Here is a 20,926-nt window from a genome sequence, read left to right as displayed (position 1 = left end):
ACACAGAGGACACAGAGAACACGGAGGAACTGAAGACGCGATTGAAGTTTCTCTGTGTCCTCTGTGTCCTCTGTGTCCTCTGTGTGATGCTCTATCAGAAAGCTGTACCCGAACGATGCTCTGCAAAGTGGTATGAGACATTCAGTTACGGATTTCGATCCCGACGATCCCCTGCAGAAATGGTCCGATCGATCGGATTCGATATGAAACGATCAGCCCCGCGGGCCGGGTCGGGCCGCGGGGCTGCTGCATCTTCCGGAGCGGCGCCGGTCAGGCCGGGAGCCAGACGCGGACTTTTTCGATGAAGGCGCGGATGTCGACGGGCTTGGTGACCAGGTCGCTGCAGCCGGCCTCGAGCACCGCCCCCCGCGCGCCCTCCATGGCGGTGACGGCGATGATCGGCACGTCCCGGAACTCGGGGTCGGCGCGGAGGATGCGCGTGGCCTGGAAGCCGTCGACCCGCGGCATCATCATGTCCATCAGGATCAGGTCGGGGCGGCGGGCGCGGGCCTCCGCCACGGCCTCCTCCCCGTTCGCCGCCACGTACACCCGGTAGCCCAGCGCGTCCAGCAGGGTGCGCAGGGCGTCGCGGCTGTCCTCGTGGTCCTCGGCGATCAGCACCGCCGGCGCCTTCCCCCCCTCCGCGGCGATCCGGGGCAGCCGCAGCATCCCCCCGGGGCGCACGCGCGCCTCGGAGGCGGCGTCGCTTCCGGGAAGCGGATGCGGTTCGGCGGCGCTGGACGTCGCGAGCGTCGGGGACATCTGCGGGAATGGGTGAAAGAGACCGCAGGGCGGCGTTGCGAGACGGGCGTCTGGCGTTTACGCAAGGAGCATACCCCGATCCCGACCATCCCTGCGCCGCCGGGCCGCTGTCGCCGCGGGCCCGGCCCGGTTACAATGGCGCGCCACCAGCCGCCCCGAGCGAGGCCGACTCCGATGCCCGAGATGCAGCTCACCCGCCGCGTCCGCTTCTCGGCGGCGCACCGCTACCACCGCCCGGAGTGGAGCGAGGAGGAGAACCGCGAGGTGTTCGGCCCGTGCAGCAACCCGCACGGCCACGGGCACGACTACCTGCTGGAGGCCACGGTGGCGGGCGAGGTGGACCCGGTGACGGGCTTCTCGGTGGACCTGGGCGCGCTGGACCGCGTGCTCGGCGAGGTGGTGGCGCCGCTCGACCACCAGCACCTGAACCACGCCGTCCCCGAGTTCGCGCCCGGCGGCCTGGTCCCCACCAGCGAGAACATCCTGCTCCTCCTGTGGGAGCGCATCGCGCCGCGGCTGGCGCCGGCCCGCCTGGTGCGCCTGCGCCTGCACGAGAGCCCCGACTTCTTCGTCGACTACGCGGGGCCGGACGGCGCCTCCTGACCCTCCGCGAAAGGCCCGGTTCCGCGCACTCTGCGGCCCCTCGTTCGCCGGGCGGGTGAACCCGCGGCCCCGCGGCAACAACGGCGAAAAGCCCGCCTGCGCGGGCTCCTTCGGCGCATGCGGACGGTGCGGTGCGCCTGGACAGACATCGCCCGGCGGACCGTCGTCAGTCGAACCGGGCGGCGCGGGGGTCGAGGAGGGGGCCGGCGCGGAGCTTCCGGAGCGAGTCCTCCAGCTCCTCGCGGTCGCCGTGGCGGACGGAGTAGCGGATGCCGATGAACTCCTGCGCCTCCCACCACCGCGCGGCGCGGTGGCGCACCTCCCCGTCCACCCGGCCGCCGCGGGCGTGGTAGGCGGCCAGCACGCGCTCCGCGAAGTCCCGCCCCAGGTAGAGCAGCGGGGCGAAGTCCTCGGCCGGGTCGCCGAGCGCGGCGTCCTCCCAGTCCACCACGCCGGCCAGACGCCCGCCCTCCGCCAGCAGGTTCTCGTACCAGAAGTCCCCGTGGCGCGGCGCGGGCGCGTACGCGCGCATCCGCGCATCCGCCAGGAGCGCGTCCCACCAGCGCGCGACCCTCCCGAGCTCGTCGGCCGCCAGCCGCTCGCGCAGCACGGGGAGCACGGCGTCGCGGAGCCCGGCCATCCGCGGCTCGAAGGGCTCCACGGCCTCGATTCCGGCGGCTTCCGCCTCGGCGCCCGGGACGGCGTGCAGCGCGGCGAGGAAGGCGGCGGCGTCCGCGGCGATGCGATTGGCGTCCGGCTGCGCCAGCCGGGCGGGGTGGAGCGGCTCGCCGGGGAGGAGCGGGTAGCCCAGCGCGCCGTGGGGGAAGGCGGGCGAGGGCTCGGCGTGCCAGCGGGGCGCGGGGACGGGCGCCGGGAGGCGGGGCGCGAGCCAGGGGAGGAGCCGCCGCTCGCGCCGGTACCCCTCCGCCGCCAGGGGGATGCGGCCGACGCGGAAGACCACGCCGCCCGCGGTGGCCACCGCCACGCTGCTGAACCCCTCGCCCAGCACGCGCAGGGGGCGGACGGCGCCCGCGTCGGGGAAGGCGGCCTCCAGCGCCCCGGCGAGGGAGGAAAGACGGTCGTCGGAAGTCATCTCGTCAGCAGGAACACCGAATCTCACCCCTCACCGCGCCGTACGGAGACGGTGTCGTTCCGAGGGAGCCGCTGCGCCGAGCCTTCCAAGCGCGGTGGAGTCGGGCGGCGACCGGAGAATCTACTCACCGTGGCACGTGGGTGGCCGCAACGGACGGGCCTCGCTCGCGGGCGAAGCAGATTCTTCAGTCGCCGCCCAGGCTTCGGTGCGGACGCGGTTCGGCGCGGCGGCTCCTTCAGAATGACGGATCAGGCCCCGGCCCCGGAGCGGCTCGGTCCATCGCCAGACGGACGTGACGGGAGGGCGCGGGCGCTCGTCCACTTTCCGCCACGCGGTGAACGTAGTATCTTCCGGTCCGTTCCCCCCAACACCTCGAAAAGCCCCGGCACACGCCGTGCATCGGTGCCCGCGCGGCGCGCCGGGGGCACCCAGCGGGCTCGGGTTGCGTGCAACACCGTGCGGGCGTAGCTTTTCGCCGCTTTCGCGCAACCCTCCCACGCACCCCGGGCGGCCGCCGCCCGCAACGTCTCCGGCGCGAACCCCGGCGCCGGCGGGAAAGTCTCGGACCGCAATGGCTCTAGGCTGGTTCAAGAAGGGCAGCTTCCTCCCGGTCAACGACATCGCCGTCGACCTGGGGACCGCCAACACGCTGATCTACGTCAAGGGCGAGGGCATCGTGCTCAACGAGCCCTCGGTGGTGGCCATGGAGAAGGCCACCAACAAGATCAAGGGGATCGGCCTGGAGGCCAAGCGCATGCTGGGCCGCACCCCCGAGGGGATCACGGCCGTGCGCCCGCTCAAGGACGGCGTGATCGCCGACGTGGACGTCACCGAGATCATGCTCCGCTACTTCCTGGAGACGGTGACGTCGAAGCGCTTCCTGAAGCTCAAGCCCACCGTGGTGGTCGGCGTCCCCTCGGGGATCACCGAGCTCGAGCGGCGGGCGGTGCGGCAGAGCGCGGCGGCCGCGGGCGCCAAGGAGGTGTACATGGTGGCCGAGCCGATGGCGGCCGCCATCGGGGTGGGGCTCCCGGTGGAGACCCCCACCGGCAACATGGTGATCGACATCGGCGGCGGCACCACCGAGATCGCCGTGATCGCGCTGTCGGGGATCGTCTGCGACACCAGCATCCGCGTGGGCGGCGACGAGATCGACCTGGCCATCGTCACCTTCCTGCGCAAGAACTACAACCTGATGATCGGCGAGGCCACCGCCGAGGCGGTCAAGATCCAGATCGGCAGCGCCTTCTCGACCGGCGAGGAGCGCGAGATGGACGTCAAGGGGCGCGACCTGGTCTCCGGCATCCCCAAGACGGTGCGGGTGCACTCGCAGGAGATCCGCGAGTGCATCCAGGAGCCGATCCAGGCGGTGGTCGAGGCGGTGCGCCGGGCGCTGGAGATCACCCCGCCCGAGCTCGCCAGCGACATCGTGGACCGCGGGATCGTGATGACCGGCGGCGGGGCGCTGATCCGCGGGCTCGACGTGCTGATCGCCCGCGAGACCAACCTGCCGATCCACGTCGACGAGGAGCCGCTCACCTGCGTGGTCCGCGGCGCGGGGCGCGTGCTGGACGACATCGCCAAGTACCGCGGAGTGCTGACCACGTGAGGTTCTTCCCATGAGCGCCTTCCGCCCCTACCTGCGCGGCACCGGCGAGCGGGCGCGCAAGCGCGACCTGGCCGTGGCCGGCGCCTTCGCGGCGCTCTCGCTCCTGCTGCTGCTGCTCCCCGACGTGTACCGCGACGCGCTGGCGCACGCGGTGCGCGCCACGGTGCTGCGCCCGGTGATGGCCATGAACAGCACCTCCGCCGACCGCGAGGGGCGCTACGCCGACGCGGCGCGGCTGCGCGCCGAGCGCGACTCGCTGGTGAGCTTCCTGGTGGGGCAGTCGAACCTGGCCGCCGAGAACCGCGAGCTGCGCTCGCTCCTGGGCTTCCGGGAGCGGCTCACCTACTCGTTCGTGGCCGCCGAGGCCGACCGCGTGGGCGGGCCCGGGAGCGGGGGGACGCTGCGCCTGTCGGTGGGCGCCCGCCAGGGGATCAAGCCCGAGGCGGCGCTGGTGACCGCCGAGGGGCTGGTGGGGAAGGTGTGGCGCCTGGGCGAGAGCTCGAGCGTGGGGATCGACTGGACGCACGACCGCTTCGCGGTGGCGGTGATGACGGTGGACGGCGAGACGTACGGGATCGCCAAGCCGGCCGACGGGCCCGGCGGCGAGCGGATGCTGGCGCTCACCCCGGTGGCGTTCCACACCGTCCCCGACACCGGCTCGCTGGTGGTGACCTCGGGCGACGGGGCGCTCTTTCCCCGCGGCATCCCGGTGGGGAAGGTGGCGGGGCAGGGGAAGCAGGAGGGCGGCTGGCAGCGCACCTACTGGATCCGCCCCAACGTGAGCCCCTCGCAGATGTCGCACGTGCTGGTGCTGGGCGACCCGGTGCGCGCCCCCAGCGACCAGGACCTGGCCACGGCCTGGGGGATCCGCCTCACCGAGACCACGGTGGCCGACACCGCCGCGCGCGCCGTGGCCCCCGACTTCGCCTCGCCCGCGCAGCCGGGGCGCCCCCAGGCGCGCCCGCAGGCCCCGCGCCCGCGCCCGCGCGACCCCACGCCGGAGCTCCCCGGACGCCCCGTGTTCCCCGGCGAGCAGCGCGTGCCGCCCGGGTTCCAGCCGCCGCGCGACACCACCCGCAGGTGAGGAGAGGATGACGGAGGGGACGCGGTGGCAGTTCACGGCCTTCATCGCGGCGCTGGTGGCCGTCCACTTCGTGCTGCGGGTGGGGCTGGGGCTCGGGATCTACGCCCCCGACCTGCTGGTGGTGGCGCTGCTGCTGGCCTCGCGGCGGATGAAGCCGGGCAGCGCCGCCGGGCTGGGGGTGCTCCTGGGGCTGCTGGAGGGCTCGGCCAACCCGTTCCTCTTCGGGGCGGCGTCGCTGGCGCTGGCGGTGCTGGGGTACCTGGGCTCGCGCTCGCGCGAGGTGCTGGCCGGCGACGACCCGCTCAACCTGGTGGCGTTCCTCTTCGTGGGGACCATCGCCTACCAGCTCCTGGTGTACCTGGTGCTGGCGGTGCAGGGGAGCGGCGGCCCCGCGGTGGCCATCCTGATCCCCGCTCTGCTCGGCGGCCTCTACGCCGCCGCGGCGGGCCTCGGCGCGGTGACGCTCTACCGGACCGTGGCGTAAGGGCGGGGTGTGCCCGACCTCCCGGGGCGTCGTCCGGGTTGCCGCGACGGCACGGATTCGGCAGTAGGGGCAGAGGTTCGATCTGCTGCTCTCCCATCGAGTTAGGGTGAACGGAAGGACGGGGATGGCGAAGTACCCCACGGAAGGCCCGCGGTGAGGCGCTACCGCACGATCCAGCTCGGCGACCCGGTGCTCTTCGGGCTCGTGATCGCGCTGGCGATCTTCGGCATCGCCATGATCTACAGCGCCGGGGTGCTCGACGTCCCCAGCCGGGTGGTCACCGGGATCTGGCGCCAGCAGCTGATGTGGTTCACGATCGCGCTGCTCTGCATCCCCTTCATCCTGCGCATCCCGGTGGGGTGGCTGGAGTGGGCGGCGCAACCGGCGTACGCGCTGTCGCTGGTGCTGCTCATGCTGGCGCTCTTCATCGGCAGCGGCGAGGGGACGGCGGCCAGCACCAAGAGCTGGATCCGCTTCGGGCCCGTGGGGCTGCAGCCCGCCGAGATGGCCAAGATCGCCACGGCGCTCATGCTGGCGCGGGTGCTGGGCGAGTGGCGCGAGCCGCCCAAGACGCTCTGGGGGCTGTGGAAGCCGATCGTGGTGGTGATGCTGCCGATGGGGCTGGTGATGCTGCAGCCCGACCTGGGCTCGGCGCTGGTGTTCGCCTCCATCCTGGTGTGGTGCCTCTTCTGGGCGGGCACTCCGCTGGCCACCATCTTCTTCCTGGTGAGCCCGGTGCTCTCGCTCTTCGTCTCCATCAGCCCGGTGGCGTGGGGCGTCTACATCGTCCTGCTGCTGGTGCTGCTGCTGCGCCGCGACGCCTTCCTCTCCGAGAAGGTGTCGATCTGGCTGGCCAACGCCATGGCGGGCGCGGCGGCGCTGCCGCTCTGGAACAAGCTGCAGCCGTACCAGAAGAACCGCTTCATGGTGTTCCTGGACCCCATGATCGACCCGCGCGGGGCCGGCTACAACCTGATCCAGTCGCGGGTGGCCATCGGCAGCGGCGGGTGGCTGGGGAAGGGGTGGACCGACGGCTCGCAGAAGCGCCTGGCCTTCCTCCCCGAGCAGCACACCGACTTCATCTTCTCGGTGGTGGGCGAGGAGCTGGGCTTCCTGGGCGTGCTGGCGGTGCTCACCTGCTTCGGGCTCATCTTCTGGCGCCTGGTGCGCATCGCCGAGCGCTCCACCGACCCGTTCGCCTCCCTGGTGCCGGTGGGCATCTTCGGGAGCTGGTTCGCGCACGTGCTGGTCAACGTGGGGATGACGGTGGGGATCATGCCCGTCACCGGCATCCCGCTCCCCTTCATCAGCTACGGGGGCTCGTTCCTGCTGGTGAACCTGCTGGCGATGGCGATCGTCCAGCGCGTGGCGGCCGAGACGGGCCGCTAGCGCGCCGGGGCGGCGCCTCTCCGCTCCAAAGTCCCTTTCAGGACAATTCATATGGCATGGTTCCGCAAGCCCAAGACGCGCCTGCAGGCGGCCGACCGGCGCGACCTCGCGGGCGACGTGTGGGAGAAGTGCCCGCAGTGCGGCGAGATCCTGTACCGCGAGAAGCTGAAGGAGAACTGGCAGGTGTGCCCCAACTGCGGGCGGCACCTGCGGCTGTCGGCGGGCGGCTACGTGGCGCTCCTGACCGACGAGGGGACCTTCCGCGAGACCGACCGGGAGCTGCGCTCGGCGGATCCGCTCGGCTTCGTGGACCTCAAGCCGTACCGCGAGCGCCTGGCGGCGGCCGAGCGCAAGAGCGCGCACGGCGAGGCGGTGATCACGGGCGAGGGGAAGCTGGAGGGGATCCCGGTGTCGCTGGGGGTGATGGACTTCTCGTTCATCGGCGGGTCGATGGGCTCGGTGGTGGGCGAGAAGCTGGCGCGCGCGGGAGTGCGGGCGCTGGAGAAGCGCGCGCCGCTGCTGATCGTCTCGGCGTCGGGCGGGGCGCGGATGATGGAGGGGATCTTCTCGCTGATGCAGATGGCGAAGACCTCGGCGGTGCTGGCGCAGCTGCACGAGGAGGGGCTCCCCTACGTCTCCATCCTCACCGACCCCACCACGGGCGGGGTGACGGCCTCGTACGCCATGCTGGGCGACGTGAACGTCAGTGAGCCGGGCGCGCTGATCGGCTTCGCGGGCCCGCGGGTGATCGAGCAGACGATCAAGCAGGAGCTCCCCGAGGCGTTCCAGACGGCGGAGTTCCTGCTGGAGCACGGGATGCTGGACCTGATCGTGGACCGCCGGCGGATGAAGTCCGAGATCGGCCGGCTGCTTCGGCTGATGATGAACCTGCCGGTGCCGGAGGACTACGCGGGGGCGGCGGTGGAGGCGTAGGGAGTGCGAGGTGCGAGGTGCGGGTACTAAGTGCTTTAGTCCTTAGTCCTTAGTCCTTAGTCCTTAGTGGACCTTCGCGCCCGATGCCGCGCTCCGTCCCGTGCGCCGAGCACTAACGCACTAAAGGACTAAGCACTAAAAGACTCTCGCACTTCGCACTTCGCACTCATGTCCGACCCCGGGGCATGGCTGTTCGCCCGGCCCACCGGCGGGATCCGCTGGGGGCTGGAGCGCACGCTGGAGCTGCTCGCCGGTGTGGGTGACCCGCACCGGCGATTTCGCTGCCTGCACGTCGGCGGGACCAACGGGAAGGGCTCGGTCTCGGCGCTCTGCGAGGCGGCGCTGCGCGCCGCGCACCCGGGCCGCACCGTGGGGCTCTACACCTCTCCCCACCTGGTCTCGTTCGACGAGCGCATCCGCGTGGGCGGCCGTCCGGTGGAGCGCGAGCTGCTGCTGGCGTGCGAGGCGCGGCTCCGCGCCGACATCGAGCGCACCGGCGCCAGCTTCTTCGAGGCGACCACGGCCATCGCCTTCCTCTGCTTCGCGGAGGCCGGGGTGGACGTGGCCGTGGTGGAGGTGGGCCTCGGCGGGCGGCTCGACTCCACCAACGTCGTCGCCCCCGAGGCGGTCGCGGTCACCAACGTGGCGCGCGACCACGTGGAGTACCTGGGCGAGACGCTGGAGGAGATCGCGGCGGAGAAGGCCGGCATCTTCAAGCCCGGCGTCCCCGCCCTCACCGGGGAGGCGGCCCCCGCGCCGCTCGCCGTGCTCCGGGGGAAGGCGGACGAGGTGGGCGCCCCGCTCACGCTCCTGGACGAGGCGGCGGCCGTGGGCGACGTCGCCACCTCGCTGCAGGGGACGAGATTCCGGCTCGGCTCGCGGCGCTGGGGCGAGCGCCCGGTGCGCACGCCGCTGGTCGGCCTCCACCAGGCGCGCAACGCGGCGCTCGCGGCGGAGCTGCTGGGGCTGCTGCCGGAGGACCTGAGGCCGGGGTGGGACGACGTGGCGCGCGGCTTCGCGGCGGTGCGCTGGCCGGGGCGGCTGCAGGTGGAGCACGTCCGCGGTGCCACGTGGATCTTCGACGTGGCGCACAACCCGGCGGGCGTCGCGAGCCTGGCGGAGTCGCTCGACGCGCTGCGGCTGCCGCGCCCGGTGGTCCTCGTCACCGCGATCCTGGGAGACAAGGCCTGGGGGGAGATGCTCCCGCCGCTGCTCGCCCGCGCGGACGCCGCCATCCTCACCCTCGCGCCGTCGTCGCCCCCCTCGCGGCGCTGGGACCCCGAGCGGGCGGCGCAGTCCCTCCGCGGCGTGCGGGTTCCGGTCCGCGTGATCCCCGGCCTGGCGGACGCCCTCGGGCGCGCGGAGACGCTGGCGCCCTACGGCACCGTGCTGGTCACCGGCTCCGTCCACACCGTGGGCGACGCGCTGGCGGAGCTCGGGATCCCGGTCTTCTGACGGACTGCGAACGACAAAAACATCACACGGAGGAAACAGAGTCGACGGAGAACCCCGCGAGGTCCACCGCCGACTCCGTTTCCTCCGTGTGAGATTTCGGGGTTCAGGATCTTGATTGCCGATGATCCTCGCCGAAGTGGTGCGCCGCCGTCAGCAGGGCTCGACGGTGTAGCCGGCGCAGTTGGCGCACGCGGTGTCGGCGCTGTCGGAGATGGTCGGGGGGCACGTCACCAGCGTCGCGCCCAGCGGATCCGCCTGCGGCTCGCAGGGGATGCAGGTGGCGTCGTACCCGGTGGCGGCGTTGCCGCGCACGGTGCCCGAGGTGGAGACGCGATCGGGTTCGACCGTGAAGCTGTCGACCTGGAGCGCGTCGAGGTCGAGCCGGAGCTTTCGCATTGGCTTCCTGAAATCGAGAGGTGTGGAGAGGATGGGTGCGGGGATGATAAATGTGACATTTAAAGAAAGCAATAGGCGTGATCTCTCCCGATATTCACCCGTAACTCCTTGGTTTTACGGAACAATGGAACAGATTCTCCTTCTCCTGAAAAGAAACGTGACGGCGTATACGGAATGATACAGGTCCCGGTCGTCTCCGGTCGGCCCCACGGCCTCGCGGGGGGCTTGCGAGGCTTCCTGCCGTTGTCTCCGCGGCGCCGCGGCTTATGCTGATTGACGATCTGCTTCGGTATTCGCGATCGAAGTTCCCGTAGGGGCGAGGCCTGCCTAAGGCCTGCCTCGCCCGGATGGCCGAAGGCCATCATGCGGCGACATGCCCGGCCCGCTTCGACGAGCTTTGGTGTTGCGGCAGGCAGCGGGCGAGGCAGGCCTCGCCCCTACGAGCCCGATTACCGGATCAGATTCTCAATCGGCATCAGCCGCCCTCGCCCGAGCCCCCGGAGCCCCGACCGGATCCAGGAGGGCCTACTCCCCCTCGCCCCCGGGCTCCGCCTCGCCGTGGCGCATGGGCGGGCCCTGGGGAGGCTTGACGAGCGTGACCGCGGCCTCGCCCACGCCGTGGCCCTCCACCGCGACCACCTCGAAGCGCACGTCGTCGTACTCCACCACGTCGCCCACCAGGGGCGGGCGGCCCACCAGGTCCAGCACCAGGCCGCTCACGGTGTCGACCTCGTCGTGCTCCAGCACCACGCCCAGGAACTCGCCCACGTCCTCGATGCGCGCCGTCCCCGCCGCCGCCACCCGCCCCCGCTCGTCGCGGTAGATCTCGGGGCGGCGGCCCTCGCTCTCCTCGATGTCGCCCACCACCTCCTCGAAGAGGTCCTCGATGGTCACGATCCCCGCCGTGCCGCCGTGCTCGTCCATCACCACCGCCATCTGCGTGCGGGCCGCGCGCATGGCCTTCAGCAGCGTGTCGATGTCGGCCGTCTCGGGGATGTAGGGGACCGGGCGGGCGTCGTTGGCGTGCACCGCGCGCTGGTTGCGCAGGCGCCGGAAGAGGTCCTTGATGTGGACCATCCCGATGATGTTGTCCAGGCTCTCCTCGTAGATCGGGTAGCGCGTGTGCGGCGCCTCGCGCACCAGGCGCGCCGCCTCCTCGAACGGGGTGCCCACCTCGAGCCCCACCACCCGCACCCGCGGCACCATCACCTCGCCCGCCGTCAGGTCGCCGAAGTCGAGCAGCTCCTGCACCACGTCGGCGCTCTCGCGGCGCAGCATCCCCCCCGCCTGGCTCTCGCGCACGATGTACTGCAGCTCCTCGGGGGTGCGCACGTGCTCGGGCGAGCCGGCGCCGCGGTGGATGCCGATGAGCTTGAGCAGCCAGTTGCCGATGAAGGAGAGCGACCAGATGAGCGGCATCCCCACCGTCTGCACCGCCAGCATCGGCGGGGTCACCAGCCTGGACGTCCGCTCGGCCGCCTGCATCGCCACCGACTTGGGGATCATCTCCCCGATCACGATGTGGAAGTAGGTGAGCAGCCCCACCGCCAGCACGCTGGCCAGCCCGTGCGCCGTGATCCAGCGCGCCTCCCCCATCCCCGCCGAGTGCAGCCCCGCGGCGATCCACTCGGCCAGCACGTGCTCGCCGTACATGCCGAGCCCCACGCTGGCCACGCTGATCCCCAGCTGCGCCGTGGCGATGTAGCGGTCGCGCCTGCGGGGCTCGCGCAGGATGGAGAGCACCAGCGCCGCCAGCCGGTCGCCGGACGCCGCGCGGCGCTCCACGGCCACGCGGGGGACGCTCACGATGGCGAACTCGGCGGCCACGAAGAGCCCGTTGGCCACCACCAGCAGGAAGATGATCACCACCGCCGCGAGCTTATCCACCGGCGCGCTCCTCCTCGTCGTCGCCGCGGGGGCGGCGCGGCGTGGCCACCACCGACGACACCGCGTGGTGCAGCACCGCCTCCACCTCCATCCGCACCCCGTCGATCACCACCGTCTCGCCCACCGCGGGGACGTGGCCCAGCGCCTCGGTCACCCGCCCGCCCACGGTGTCGCTCTCGCCGTCCAGGTACACGCCGATCCAGGGCTCGGCCTCGTCCAGGCGCAGGAAGCCGGGGAGCCGCACCCGCCCGTCGGGGAGCCGCTCGGGCGCGGGGTCGTCGCCCTTCAGCTCGTCGCCCACGTCGCCCATCACCTCGGTGAGCACGTCGTCGAGCGTCACCAGCCCGCTCACGCCGGCGAACTCGTCCAGGAGCACGGCCTGGTGGGTCTTCTGCTCGCGCATGCGGGCCAGGAGCTGCTCGGCCGTCACCGTCTCGGGGACGGTGAGGATCGGGCGGATGAGCGGCTCGATGGAGGTGAGCGGCGCCCCGCCCAGGCCGCGGGTGAAGAGGTCGCGCGTGTGCAGCACCCCCAGCACGTGGTCGATGTCGCCGCGGTAGACGGGGAGGCGCGTGTACGGGCTCTCGGCCACCTGCTCGATCACCCGCTCCACGGGGGTGGAGATCTCCACCGCGGCGATGCGCTGGCGGGGGACCATCAGGTGGCGCGCCGGGCGCACTCCCAGCTGCAGCGCGCGCCGGAGCCGCCGGTGCTCGTCGGGCTCCAGCATCCCCCCGTCGCGGCTCTCGGCGATCAGCAGGTCGATCTCCTCGGGCGAGTGGATGTGCCGGTGCCCCACCTCGGCCATCCCGAAGAGCCTGAGGCCCGCCGCCGCGCTCGCGTTCAGCACCTTGAGGAACGGCGCGAACGCCACCAGCGACCAGCGCATCGGCAGCACGGTGAAGAGCGCCACCTGCGTGGGCCGCGCCAGCGCCAGGTACTTGGGCACCAGCTCGCTCAGCAGCATCTGCAGCGCGGTGAGCACCAGCAGGACGACGACCGTGGCGGTGGAGGCGGCGGCCGCCTCGCCCAGGCCCCCCAGCCGGCGGAAGAGGGGGCGCACCTGGACGGCGATGGTGGCCTGCGCGTAGGCGCCCACCACCAGGCTGGTGATGGTGATCCCCATCTGGCTGCCGGAGATGTAGCGGTCGAGCCGGCGGGGGTCCTCCAGGATCGGCAGGAGGCTGGCGGCCAGGCCGCTGCCCTGCTCGGCCTTCTGGCGGATGCGGGCGCGGCGCACGGACACCGCCGAGAACTCGGCGGCGACGTAGAGGGCGGTGCAGGCGATGAGGAGGAAGACGACCAGGAACGGTCCGAGCGTCATCTCTCGCCGGAGCGTGGGAGTGCGCGGGACGGCCCCCGCGCGGAAGCGGGCCGGGGGACGGGGTCCCTCCAGCCCTTGCCGCGCGTCGAAAGACGCAGGGAGCACGCCAGGGCGCAGGCGACGGCGCAACTGGCACACCGTGAACGCTGGAGGGTACGTCGTGCGCTCCCGGGCCGCAAGGCGGGAAAGCGTATGGAGTACGAGGTACGAAAGTACGAAGTGCGTGAGTGCGTGAGTGCGTGAGTGCGTGAGTGCGTGAGTGCGTGACGCTGGGCACCCTGTCGCCGTCTTGCCGTCGCACCCCGTACCCCGTACTTCGTACCCCCGTACTTTCGTACTCCGTACTTCCGTACCGGGGTTGTGTTATCGGACGGATTTCAGACGTCTTTCACGGGGGCGATTTGGGCACGGAGGGCCCGGGCGTTACATTGAGGCCCCTTCGGTCGAAAAAGAACCGCGCGGAGCCTGACTGAGGAGAAGCTTTTGGACATGGAAGACGGCGGTCTGGCGGACCGCCTGCGCGACAAGATCCTGAACCAGCTGCACCTGGGGCAGCTCCGGCCGGGCGACCGCCTGCCCAGCATCCGCACCCTCTGGCGGGAGATGGGGGTGGACCACCGGGTGGTGGCGCAGGCCTACCGCACCCTCGAGGCCGAGGGGCTGGTGGAGGTGCGCGGGCGCTCGGGGGTGTACCTCGCCCCGCAGGACCAGTTCGGCGGCGAGCTGCTGGCCGAGACGGCGCGCTGGCTGGCCGGGGTGCTGGTGGAGGCGTGGAAGCGCCGCATGACCATCTCCGAGCTCCCCGACCTCATCCGCCGCTGCACGGTGAGCGTGCGGCTGCGCTGCGGCTGCGTGGAGTCGAACCTGGACCAGATGACGGCCTACACCACCGAGCTCGAGGAGCAGTTCGGGCTGGAGCCGGTGCCGATCTACATCTCGCCGTACCCGCTGCCGCGCCCCGACCGCTCGGTGGAGTTCCACGGCGTCGAGGAGCAGATCCGCAACGTGGACCTGGTGGTCACCACCAGCTACCACGCCCGCCTGGTGCGCAAGGCGGCCGAGAACGTGGGGATCCCCGCCGTGGTGCTCACCGTGAACCCCGAGGTGGTGGAGACCATCCAGAGGCACCTGCGCGAGCGCCCGCTCACCGTGGTGGCGCAGGAGCCCGTCTTCGGCGAGCGCATGCGCGCCATGTACGCCGAGGATGCCCCCGACCGCATCCGCCTGGTGGTGGCGGAGGACCGGGCGGCGCTCGGCGCCCTCGACCCCGACGAGCCGGTGCTCCTCACCCGCGCGGCGCGCGAGCGCCTGGGCGACGAGGTGCAGCTGCCGGTGCTCCTCCCCCACTCCCCCACCTTCTCGCCGCACACCGCGCGCGAGCTGCTGGGGGTGATCATCCGCCTGAACGTGGAGGCGTCGCGCGGGGTGGGGGGCAACGGGGCGGGGGGGCGGAGCTTCGACTCGCTGGACACGCTCGGCACCTGACTCACCGCGGACAGGGCCTCCCGCCCCGCCCCGGACGTGCCGCGGCGCGCACCCGGGGCGGGCCGCGGCGCCCTCGCGCGCGGCCCCGGCGCCAGGACCATTGACCGCGGGCGCTTCACGCGCTAGGCTGTTGCCTGTCCCTCAGGCAGTCCCTCCCCGCCGACCGAGACCCCGGTCGATCCAGCACACGCCCGACCCGGCCATATCGATGAAGAACACGAGCGATCCCCGTCCCGGGCCGAACGCAGCGCCGCTCCGCCGCCCGTGGGAGGCGCCGCGGGTGAGCGACCTCCCCCGGCTCACCGAGCTGACGCTGCAGACCGGCCCGGGCATCCCCGGCGGGGGTGGCCCCGGCGGCGGCGGCAGCACCGTGATCATCTGATCCGGCCGCCGCGGCAGCCCTGACGTATTCGCGCGGCCCTGCCTCTTCCGGCGTGGGCCGCGCGCTTCCGTTCCGCCTCCCGGCATTGCGGGGGGCGCCGGCCGCTCCCCGCGGGCGGCTCCGTTCCGCCGACCGGAGCTCCGGTCCATCCAGTCCACGCCGAACCCGTCACCGCGATGAAGAACGCGAGCGATTCCCCGAACGCCACGCAGACCGTCCGCCGCGCGTGGAAGGCGCCGCGGGTGAGCGACCTCCCCCGGCTCAGCGAGCTGACGCTGCAGGCCGGCCCGAACACGCCCGGCGGGGGCGGCGGCGGTGGCGGTGGGGGCGGCGGCAGCACCGTGATCGCCTGATCGCCCGCTGTAGCCCGGAGAAGAGACGCGGGGGCGTGACCAGCGCTCCCGCGTCTCTTTGTCAGATTGGACTCACGCAGAGACGCAGAGACACGGAGACGCGGAGAAGCCCGGCGGGTTCTCTGCGTCTCCGCGTCTCCGTGTGATACCGTTTTTCGAGATTCGCTGTGTATTGGGAAGCTGTCATTCCGAGTGGAGCCCGATGCGCTGATCTCGCGTTCGCCACCGAAGTCGGCCGGGCTCCCGAGGAATCTACTCGCGGCCGGCAGGAGGCCGGACCGATGCTTGGAGCCAGCGTCCGGGCGGGGTGAGTAGGTTCCTCGGGCGCCGCCCAGCTGAGGTGTGAAATCCGGATCGGTGCTGCGGCGCCGCTCGGAATGACATGGTTCGCGAAAGAACCGGATTGCACACTGATTCCTGGAATCCGGTATGAGATCTTCTTCAGGATTTTCGTACCCGAACGACGCTCTGCGCGAGTGGTGTCAGCTCGCGCCCGCCGGCGGGGCGGGGAGAAGGCTGAGCTGCCGCATCATCCCCAGCGTGTCGTGCTCCACCCAGTCCTCGGCGATGCGGCCGCCGTCGAAGCGCAGCCAGCTCATCCCCGTCCAGCCCGCGGCGCGGCCGGTGGCGGGCGCCCCGCCCAGCGCGCCCCGCTGGGTCCCCTCCGCGCGCCAGCGCACCACCACCGTGTCGCCGTCGGCCACTGCGCCCAGCACGATGAAGCGCAGGTCGGGGAAGGTGGCCACGTAGCTCTCGATCACCGCGCGGATCGCCGCGGGGCCGCGCAGGTCTTCCGGCGCCTCGGGGAGGTGCAGCCGGTAGTCCGGCGCGAACAGCTCCCCGGTGGCGTCCAGATCGCGGGCGTTCATGGTGGCGAACCAGCGCAGCGCCAGCTCGCGGTTGCGGCGCTCCTCTGCGGTGGGGGCGCCCGGCGCGGGCGCGGCTTCGGCTTCGATGGTGGCCATCGGGGTTCTCCTGGGGCGCGGGTGAGCGGAATCGGGACCGGACGCCAACCATACGCCCGCCGCCGCACTTCGGATCTGGGAGCATCTTGGAAGTGAAGGCACAGGAGATTAATTTCTGAATTGCAGAAATTCAGACTTTCAGATGCGAGGTGCTGATGAGTTCTCAGGAAGCCGTGCGAATCGGCAAGCGGGGGACGGTCGTCCTCCCCACCGGCATGAGGAGGCGTTTCGGCCTGGACGAGGGTTCGACAGTCCTGATCGAATCCACCGACGAAGGGATTCTCCTCCGCCCGGCAGTTGTCTTGCCGGTCGAGGCCTACACGCCTGCTCGCAAAGCCGAGTTCCTTTTGAACAACGCGGTCGACCTCGAAGACTACCGGCGCGCTGTCCAGGAGGTGCGGGGACTTGGGATCAACCCCGAAGATGTTCCCCACGAGAAGCCGACCCGGCGTTGAGGCGTGGACGTTCTCTTCCTGGACGCGAACGTCCTCTTCTCAGCAGCTTACAGCGCTGGTTCGCGGCTCCAACTCCTCTGGGAAATTCCCGCGGTGGAGCTGGTGACTTCAACCTATGCGGTGGAGGAAGCTCGGCGTAACCTGCCACAGGAAGAGCAGCGACAACGGTTGGAGGCGCTGCTTCGGCAGACCCGGCTCGTGGCGGAGGCAGGCTTCGCAGTGCTTCCTGACGATGTATTGCTGCCTCAGAAGGACCAGCCGATCCTCAGCGCGGCGATTGCTGCTGAGGCTACGCACCTGATCACGGGAGATCGCACGCACTTCGGAGCCTGGTTCGGGAAGAGGATCGGCAATCTATTGGTGCTTCCGCCGGCCGTCTACATAAACAAGCGGTTCGAGCAGGAGCAGGAGCGGAAGATAAGCGAGCCCGGCTGAACGCCGGGCTCTCTCCTTGGAAGGAATTTTCGTGGAGCCGGGCCGCAGACCGCGACCACGTCAGATCGAGGCTCCGCGAACCAGGTGCATCCGGACATTTTGGGGAAAATTGCCAAGTGAAGACATCGAGCGCTGCGACCGTTTTTCGCAGCAGATTTGCGGATTGTCACTCTGGGCCGGGTTGTGGACCGCGTGCCGATCATTTACGTTTTCCGCCCTTGTCCGGCGGGATGGAGCCTGCCGGGCAGCCAGGGCGGCGGAAAGACCGGCGCCCATCTACGAACCACACCGGGAAGTGCGAGAGATGCGCAAGATCAAGCTGGCGGTGGAGACCCTCGAGGTGCAGAGCTTCGTGACTTCGGCGGCGGGCTCCGCGCGCGGCACCGTGGCGGCCCACGACGCTACCCAGCGAGGCCCCAACTGCGGGTCGGCCTACGACGCCTGCCAGACAGGCCTCTGCACCGCCGACTGCGACCCGACCTACAGCCCGGAGGCCTGCCCCACCCAGTATCCGCAGTACTGCTGACAGGAGCGAGAAGCCCCGCCTTCGCGAGCCGGTTCCGCGCGAAACATCGAAGCGCGGTCCCGCCGCCCGCGAAGGCGGGGCTTCGTGCATTCGCAGCGGGCGATCTCATACCAATTTCCAGGGATAGTTCTGGATGGATTCTGATCCTCCGGCGAACGACGAAAAGGCCTCACACGGAGTTAACGGAGTCAACAGAGAACCCCCCGCAGTTCTCCGTTAACTCCGTTTCCTCCGTGTGAGACATTCAGTCATGAATCTCGATCCCGAACGATCCTCTGCAAAATGGTATCAGCGGTCCGGCCCGGATTCATCACCCGCGGCCGTCGCGGAGTCCGCGGCCGGGAACACCTCCAGGCTTGCGCCGGGCGGCAGCGTACGGGCGAAGCGGGGCAGCAGCGCGGCGGCGCGGGCGGCCGCGTGCGGGGTGCGGGCGTAGAACTGCACCTCGTCGTCGGCGGGGGTGAACCGGAAGCCGTCGAGGCGGAGCGTGGCGACCTTGCGCCAGCTCGCGGGCCGCCGGGGGAACCAGGTGTCGTAGATCATCGCCAGCTCGGCGCCCTTCGCGGCGGCCATGCGCTCCATCCACTCCGGCCCGCCGCGCGCCCGCCTCGCGCGCATCGCCTCGGCCGAGGCCAGCCCCCACAGGTCCAGCACGTGGGCGTCGCTGCGGTAGGTGAGCCAGCCGATGTCGTTGGCCGCCACCGGCGCGCGCCAGTATTGGGTGAGGAAGCGGTGCATCTGGTGCTGCTGCACGTGGATGTTGTTGGCCCCGAGCGGCGTCATCAGCGCCAGGTAGATCTGCAGGGCGCAGAAGACGGCGAGCCCCGCCGCCAGCGCGGCCGCCGCGCGCACCGGCCCCGCCGCCGCGGCCGCGCGCGCCAGCGGCCGGCGGAACACCCAGGCCAGGCAGAGCGCGGCCACCGTCCACACGTACGCCTCGTAGCGCCCGCCGTACCCCACCATCCCGAACGCCAGGTGCAGCGCGACGACGGCGGCGCCGAACGCCGCCAGCAGCCGGTCCTCGCGCGGCCGGGAGCGGGCGAGCACCGCCACCCCCAGCGCGAGCGCCGTGACGGCCAGCAGGCGCCCCGGGAGACGGTTCCAGTTCATCAGCGCGTTCACCGCGACCGCGTGCAGCCCCGGGGCCGCCGCCAGTCCGCCGCCCTTCACCAGCACCGAGGCGGGGAGCGCCGGCAGCCCCAGCGAGCGCAGGAAGAGGGAGAAGGCGGCGAGCGGCACGGCCGTCAGCGCGCCGAGCAGGGCCGCCCGCCGCCCGTGGCCGCGCAGCGCCAGCACCGCCAGCGCGGGGACCGACACCGCCAGCGCCTCGTAGCGCACCAGCGGCCCCGCCACGACCGCCGCCGCCAGCCAGGGCGGCACGCGCCCGGTGCGGCTCTCCTCGACCAGCCCCAGCACCACCGCCGCGGCCAGGGCGATCTGGAGCACGTGCTCCATCCCTCCGAAGACCAGGAAGAGCTGGTTGCCCGCCACGATCAGCCCCACGCCGGCGATCCCCGCCATCCACTCGCGCGAGCGCGGCGGCGCGTCCCCGGCCGCCAGCCGCAGCAGCCGCGCGCCGATCGCGACCGTCCCCGTCGCGGCGGCCAGGTTCAGCAGCAGCGGCGCCCAGCCCGCCAGCGCCGTGCGGGCGAGCGGGACTAGCAGCAGCGGCCAGAGGATGCTGGACGACGGCGACGAGACCTCACCCGGGTTCACCCCGTAGTGCCCCCGCGCGATCTCCTCCGCCAGCGCCATGTGGATGTACGGGTCGTCGAGCGAGTAGACGAGCCGCCCGCCGTTCAGCACGAGGATCGCCACGAGCTCCGCCGCCACGGCGAGCGCGAGCACCGCCAGCGGCAGCGCGAGCCCCATCCCCCACGCGCCGGGCCGCGCGTCCACCCGCGCGCCGCGCGCCTGCGGAGGAGAGCCCGCCTCACCGGTGGCGATCGTCATCTGTCGGGCGGTAGGAGATCAGGAGAGGGAGAGCGAAAGGTGGGTCTGCGCTGACCCGATGCTGTTGAAGCCTCGCGCAGTCTGCGAGGCTTTCTGCAGTTGTAGCCGCGGCTTCAGCCGCCTTTTGCGGCGGCGACCCCTACAGCCCCACCTCCGCCGCCACCAGGTCGTCGAAGGTCTCGCGGCGGCGCACCAGGGTGGCGGTGTCGCCGTCCACCAGCACCTCGGCGGGGCGGGGGCGCTGGTTGTACTGCGAGCTCATCGCGAAGCCGTACGCGCCCACCGTGTGGATCGCCAGCAGCTCGCCGGGCCTGGGCACCTCCATCTCGCGGTCGAGCGCCAGGAAGTCGCCCGTCTCGCAGATCGGGCCCACGATGTCCACCGTGCCCGTCTCGCGGCCCTGCCCCTCCACCAGCTCCACCGCGTGCCACCCCGAGTAGTGGCTGGGGCGCAGCAGGTCGTTCATCCCCGCGTCGGTGATCACGAAGCGCTTGCCCCCGCCCTCCTTCACGTAGATCACCCGCGTCACCAGCGCGCCGGCCTCGCCCACCACGAAGCGGCCCGGCTCCACCACCAGCTTGAGCCCCGTCTCGGCCACCTGCGGCAGCACCACCTCGGCGAACTCGCGCGCGCTCACCGCCGGCTCGCCCGTGTACGAGATCCCGAGCCCCCCGCCCAGGTCCAGGAACTCCAGCGGGATCTCCTCCTGCCGGAGCTCGTGCGCCAGGTCCAGCACCGCCGCGAGCGCCCGCCCGAACGGCTCCACCTCCAGGATCTGCGAGCCGATGTGCACGTCGATCCCGCGCACCCGGATCCCCGGCAGCTTGGCGGCGATGCAGTACAGGTCCCGCGCGCGCTCGGCCGCGATGCCGAACTTGGTGGCCGCGTGGCCGGTGCGCGTGTAGGCGTGCGGGGTGGGGCTCTCGATGTCGGGGTTGATGCGGATGGCAATCGGCGCCTTCTTCCCTACGGCGCACGCCAGGTCCGAGAGCGCGCACAGCTCGCCCTCGCTCTCGACGTTGAAGGCGTAGATGTCCTCGTTCAGCCCCAGCGCCAGCTCGTTGACGGTCTTCCCCACGCCGCTGAAGACGATGCGCTCGCCGGGGATCCCCGCCAGCCGCGCCCGCCGCAGCTCGCCGCCCGAGACCACGTCGGCGCCGGCGCCCATCTCGGCCAGGGTGCGCAGGACGGCCAGGTTGGGGTTGGCCTTCACCGAGTAGGCGATCAGGTGCGGCACGGGGGCGAGCGCCTCGTCCAGCTCGCGGTAGCGGCGGCGGATGCTGCCGCGGCTGTAGACGTAGAGCGGCGTGGCCCAGCGCGCCACCAGGTCGGGGATGGGGACGTCCTCGCAGT

General features: G+C 71.6%; 21 protein-coding genes. 13 read left to right on the top strand and 8 right to left on the bottom strand.

From position 1 onward, the window contains the following. Window positions 1–270: 270 nt before the first annotated feature. Window positions 271–762, bottom strand: coding sequence for a response regulator (locus VF746_27305; protein HEX8696155.1), 492 nt, complete (start codon window positions 760–762; stop codon window positions 271–273). 174 nt (window positions 763–936) lie between these two features. Here VF746_27305 and VF746_27300 point away from each other — a divergent pair, with 174 nt between their 5' ends. Then, the gene (locus tag VF746_27300) at window positions 937–1,365 is read left to right on the top strand and encodes a 6-carboxytetrahydropterin synthase (protein HEX8696154.1); all 429 of its coding nucleotides are present in this window, start codon (window positions 937–939) and stop codon (window positions 1,363–1,365) included. Between the two features lie 166 nt (window positions 1,366–1,531). Here VF746_27300 and VF746_27295 read toward each other — a convergent pair whose 3' ends face one another. After that, the gene (locus VF746_27295; GenBank protein HEX8696153.1) at window positions 1,532–2,458 is read right to left on the bottom strand and encodes a phosphotransferase; all 927 of its coding nucleotides are present in this window, start codon (window positions 2,456–2,458) and stop codon (window positions 1,532–1,534) included. A 571-nt stretch (window positions 2,459–3,029) separates the two neighbouring features. On the opposite strand from VF746_27295, the gene VF746_27290 reads away from it, so the two are divergent. The 6 genes from VF746_27290 (at window position 3,030) to VF746_27265 (ending at window position 9,412) form a co-directional block, all read left to right on the top strand. Continuing rightward, the gene (locus VF746_27290) at window positions 3,030–4,067 is read left to right on the top strand and encodes a rod shape-determining protein (protein HEX8696152.1); all 1,038 of its coding nucleotides are present in this window, start codon (window positions 3,030–3,032) and stop codon (window positions 4,065–4,067) included. 10 nt (window positions 4,068–4,077) lie between these two features. Continuing rightward, complete coding sequence (gene mreC / locus VF746_27285) at window positions 4,078–5,151, top strand: rod shape-determining protein MreC (GenBank protein HEX8696151.1); 1,074 nt, start codon at window positions 4,078–4,080, stop codon at window positions 5,149–5,151. Between the two features lie 7 nt (window positions 5,152–5,158). Continuing rightward, the gene (locus VF746_27280; protein HEX8696150.1) at window positions 5,159–5,635 is read left to right on the top strand and encodes a hypothetical protein; all 477 of its coding nucleotides are present in this window, start codon (window positions 5,159–5,161) and stop codon (window positions 5,633–5,635) included. Between the two features lie 153 nt (window positions 5,636–5,788). Next, window positions 5,789–7,024 carry a rod shape-determining protein RodA gene (gene rodA / locus VF746_27275; protein ID HEX8696149.1) on the top strand — a complete coding sequence of 412 codons (1,236 nt, stop codon included), beginning with the start codon at window positions 5,789–5,791 and terminating at the stop codon, window positions 7,022–7,024. A 51-nt stretch (window positions 7,025–7,075) separates the two neighbouring features. Further along, window positions 7,076–7,957 carry an acetyl-CoA carboxylase, carboxyltransferase subunit beta gene (accD, locus tag VF746_27270; protein ID HEX8696148.1) on the top strand — a complete coding sequence of 294 codons (882 nt, stop codon included), beginning with the start codon at window positions 7,076–7,078 and terminating at the stop codon, window positions 7,955–7,957. A gap of 168 nt (window positions 7,958–8,125) precedes the next feature. Then, window positions 8,126–9,412, top strand: coding sequence for a folylpolyglutamate synthase/dihydrofolate synthase family protein (locus VF746_27265; GenBank protein ID HEX8696147.1), 1,287 nt, complete (start codon window positions 8,126–8,128; stop codon window positions 9,410–9,412). Between the two features lie 150 nt (window positions 9,413–9,562). On the opposite strand, the gene VF746_27260 is transcribed toward VF746_27265, so the two are convergent. The 3 genes from VF746_27260 to VF746_27250 form a co-directional block, all read right to left on the bottom strand. Beyond that, window positions 9,563–9,808 (bottom strand): hypothetical protein, encoded by a 246-nt coding sequence (locus VF746_27260; GenBank protein HEX8696146.1) that lies wholly within the window; start codon window positions 9,806–9,808, stop codon window positions 9,563–9,565. Window positions 9,809–10,333: 525 nt separating this feature from the next. Then, on the bottom strand, window positions 10,334–11,695 hold the full coding sequence (locus tag VF746_27255; GenBank protein ID HEX8696145.1) for a hemolysin family protein: 1,362 nt from the start codon (window positions 11,693–11,695) through the stop codon (window positions 10,334–10,336). Beyond that, window positions 11,688–13,019 (bottom strand): hemolysin family protein, encoded by a 1,332-nt coding sequence (locus VF746_27250; protein HEX8696144.1) that lies wholly within the window; start codon window positions 13,017–13,019, stop codon window positions 11,688–11,690. Before VF746_27250 ends, VF746_27255 begins: the two co-directional genes overlap by 8 nt. Before the next feature lie 489 nt (window positions 13,020–13,508). Here VF746_27250 and VF746_27245 point away from each other — a divergent pair, with 489 nt between their 5' ends. The 3 genes from VF746_27245 to VF746_27235 all read left to right on the top strand — a co-directional run bounded on the left by VF746_27245 (window position 13,509) and on the right by VF746_27235 (window position 15,239). Continuing rightward, window positions 13,509–14,504, top strand: coding sequence for a winged helix-turn-helix domain-containing protein (locus VF746_27245; GenBank protein ID HEX8696143.1), 996 nt, complete (start codon window positions 13,509–13,511; stop codon window positions 14,502–14,504). 208 nt (window positions 14,505–14,712) lie between these two features. Continuing rightward, a complete protein-coding gene (locus VF746_27240; GenBank protein HEX8696142.1) occupies window positions 14,713–14,886 on the top strand; it encodes a hypothetical protein in 174 nt (57 codons plus the stop codon). Between the two features lie 176 nt (window positions 14,887–15,062). Further along, window positions 15,063–15,239, top strand: coding sequence for a hypothetical protein (locus VF746_27235; GenBank protein ID HEX8696141.1), 177 nt, complete (start codon window positions 15,063–15,065; stop codon window positions 15,237–15,239). Between the two features lie 482 nt (window positions 15,240–15,721). Here the strand turns inward: VF746_27235 and VF746_27230 are convergent, their stop codons facing one another. Then, window positions 15,722–16,204, bottom strand: a complete 483-nt coding sequence (locus tag VF746_27230) for an ester cyclase (GenBank protein HEX8696140.1) — start codon at window positions 16,202–16,204, stop codon at window positions 15,722–15,724. Window positions 16,205–16,377: 173 nt separating this feature from the next. Between VF746_27230 and VF746_27225 the strand changes: the two genes are divergently transcribed. From VF746_27225 to VF746_27215, 3 genes are all read left to right on the top strand, one after another. Continuing rightward, a complete protein-coding gene (locus VF746_27225) occupies window positions 16,378–16,659 on the top strand; it encodes an AbrB/MazE/SpoVT family DNA-binding domain-containing protein (GenBank protein ID HEX8696139.1) in 282 nt (93 codons plus the stop codon). A 3-nt stretch (window positions 16,660–16,662) separates the two neighbouring features. Further along, window positions 16,663–17,094, top strand: a complete 432-nt coding sequence (locus VF746_27220; GenBank protein HEX8696138.1) for a PIN domain-containing protein — start codon at window positions 16,663–16,665, stop codon at window positions 17,092–17,094. A 304-nt stretch (window positions 17,095–17,398) separates the two neighbouring features. After that, complete coding sequence (locus VF746_27215; protein ID HEX8696137.1) at window positions 17,399–17,620, top strand: hypothetical protein; 222 nt, start codon at window positions 17,399–17,401, stop codon at window positions 17,618–17,620. A 288-nt stretch (window positions 17,621–17,908) separates the two neighbouring features. Here VF746_27215 and VF746_27210 read toward each other — a convergent pair whose 3' ends face one another. Both VF746_27210 and lysA read right to left on the bottom strand, forming a co-directional pair. Continuing rightward, complete coding sequence (locus VF746_27210) at window positions 17,909–19,573, bottom strand: hypothetical protein (GenBank protein ID HEX8696136.1); 1,665 nt, start codon at window positions 19,571–19,573, stop codon at window positions 17,909–17,911. 139 nt (window positions 19,574–19,712) lie between these two features. Continuing rightward, window positions 19,713–20,926, bottom strand: a 1,214-nt coding sequence (gene lysA, locus VF746_27205) for a diaminopimelate decarboxylase (GenBank protein ID HEX8696135.1), incomplete at its 5' end; no start/stop codon positions are given.

Source organism: Longimicrobium sp. (assembly GCA_036389795.1).
Lineage (GTDB): Bacteria > Gemmatimonadota > Gemmatimonadetes > Longimicrobiales > Longimicrobiaceae > Longimicrobium.
The sequence above is the reverse complement of the archived record's forward strand: the minus strand, read 5'-3'. Positions and strand labels throughout refer to the sequence as shown.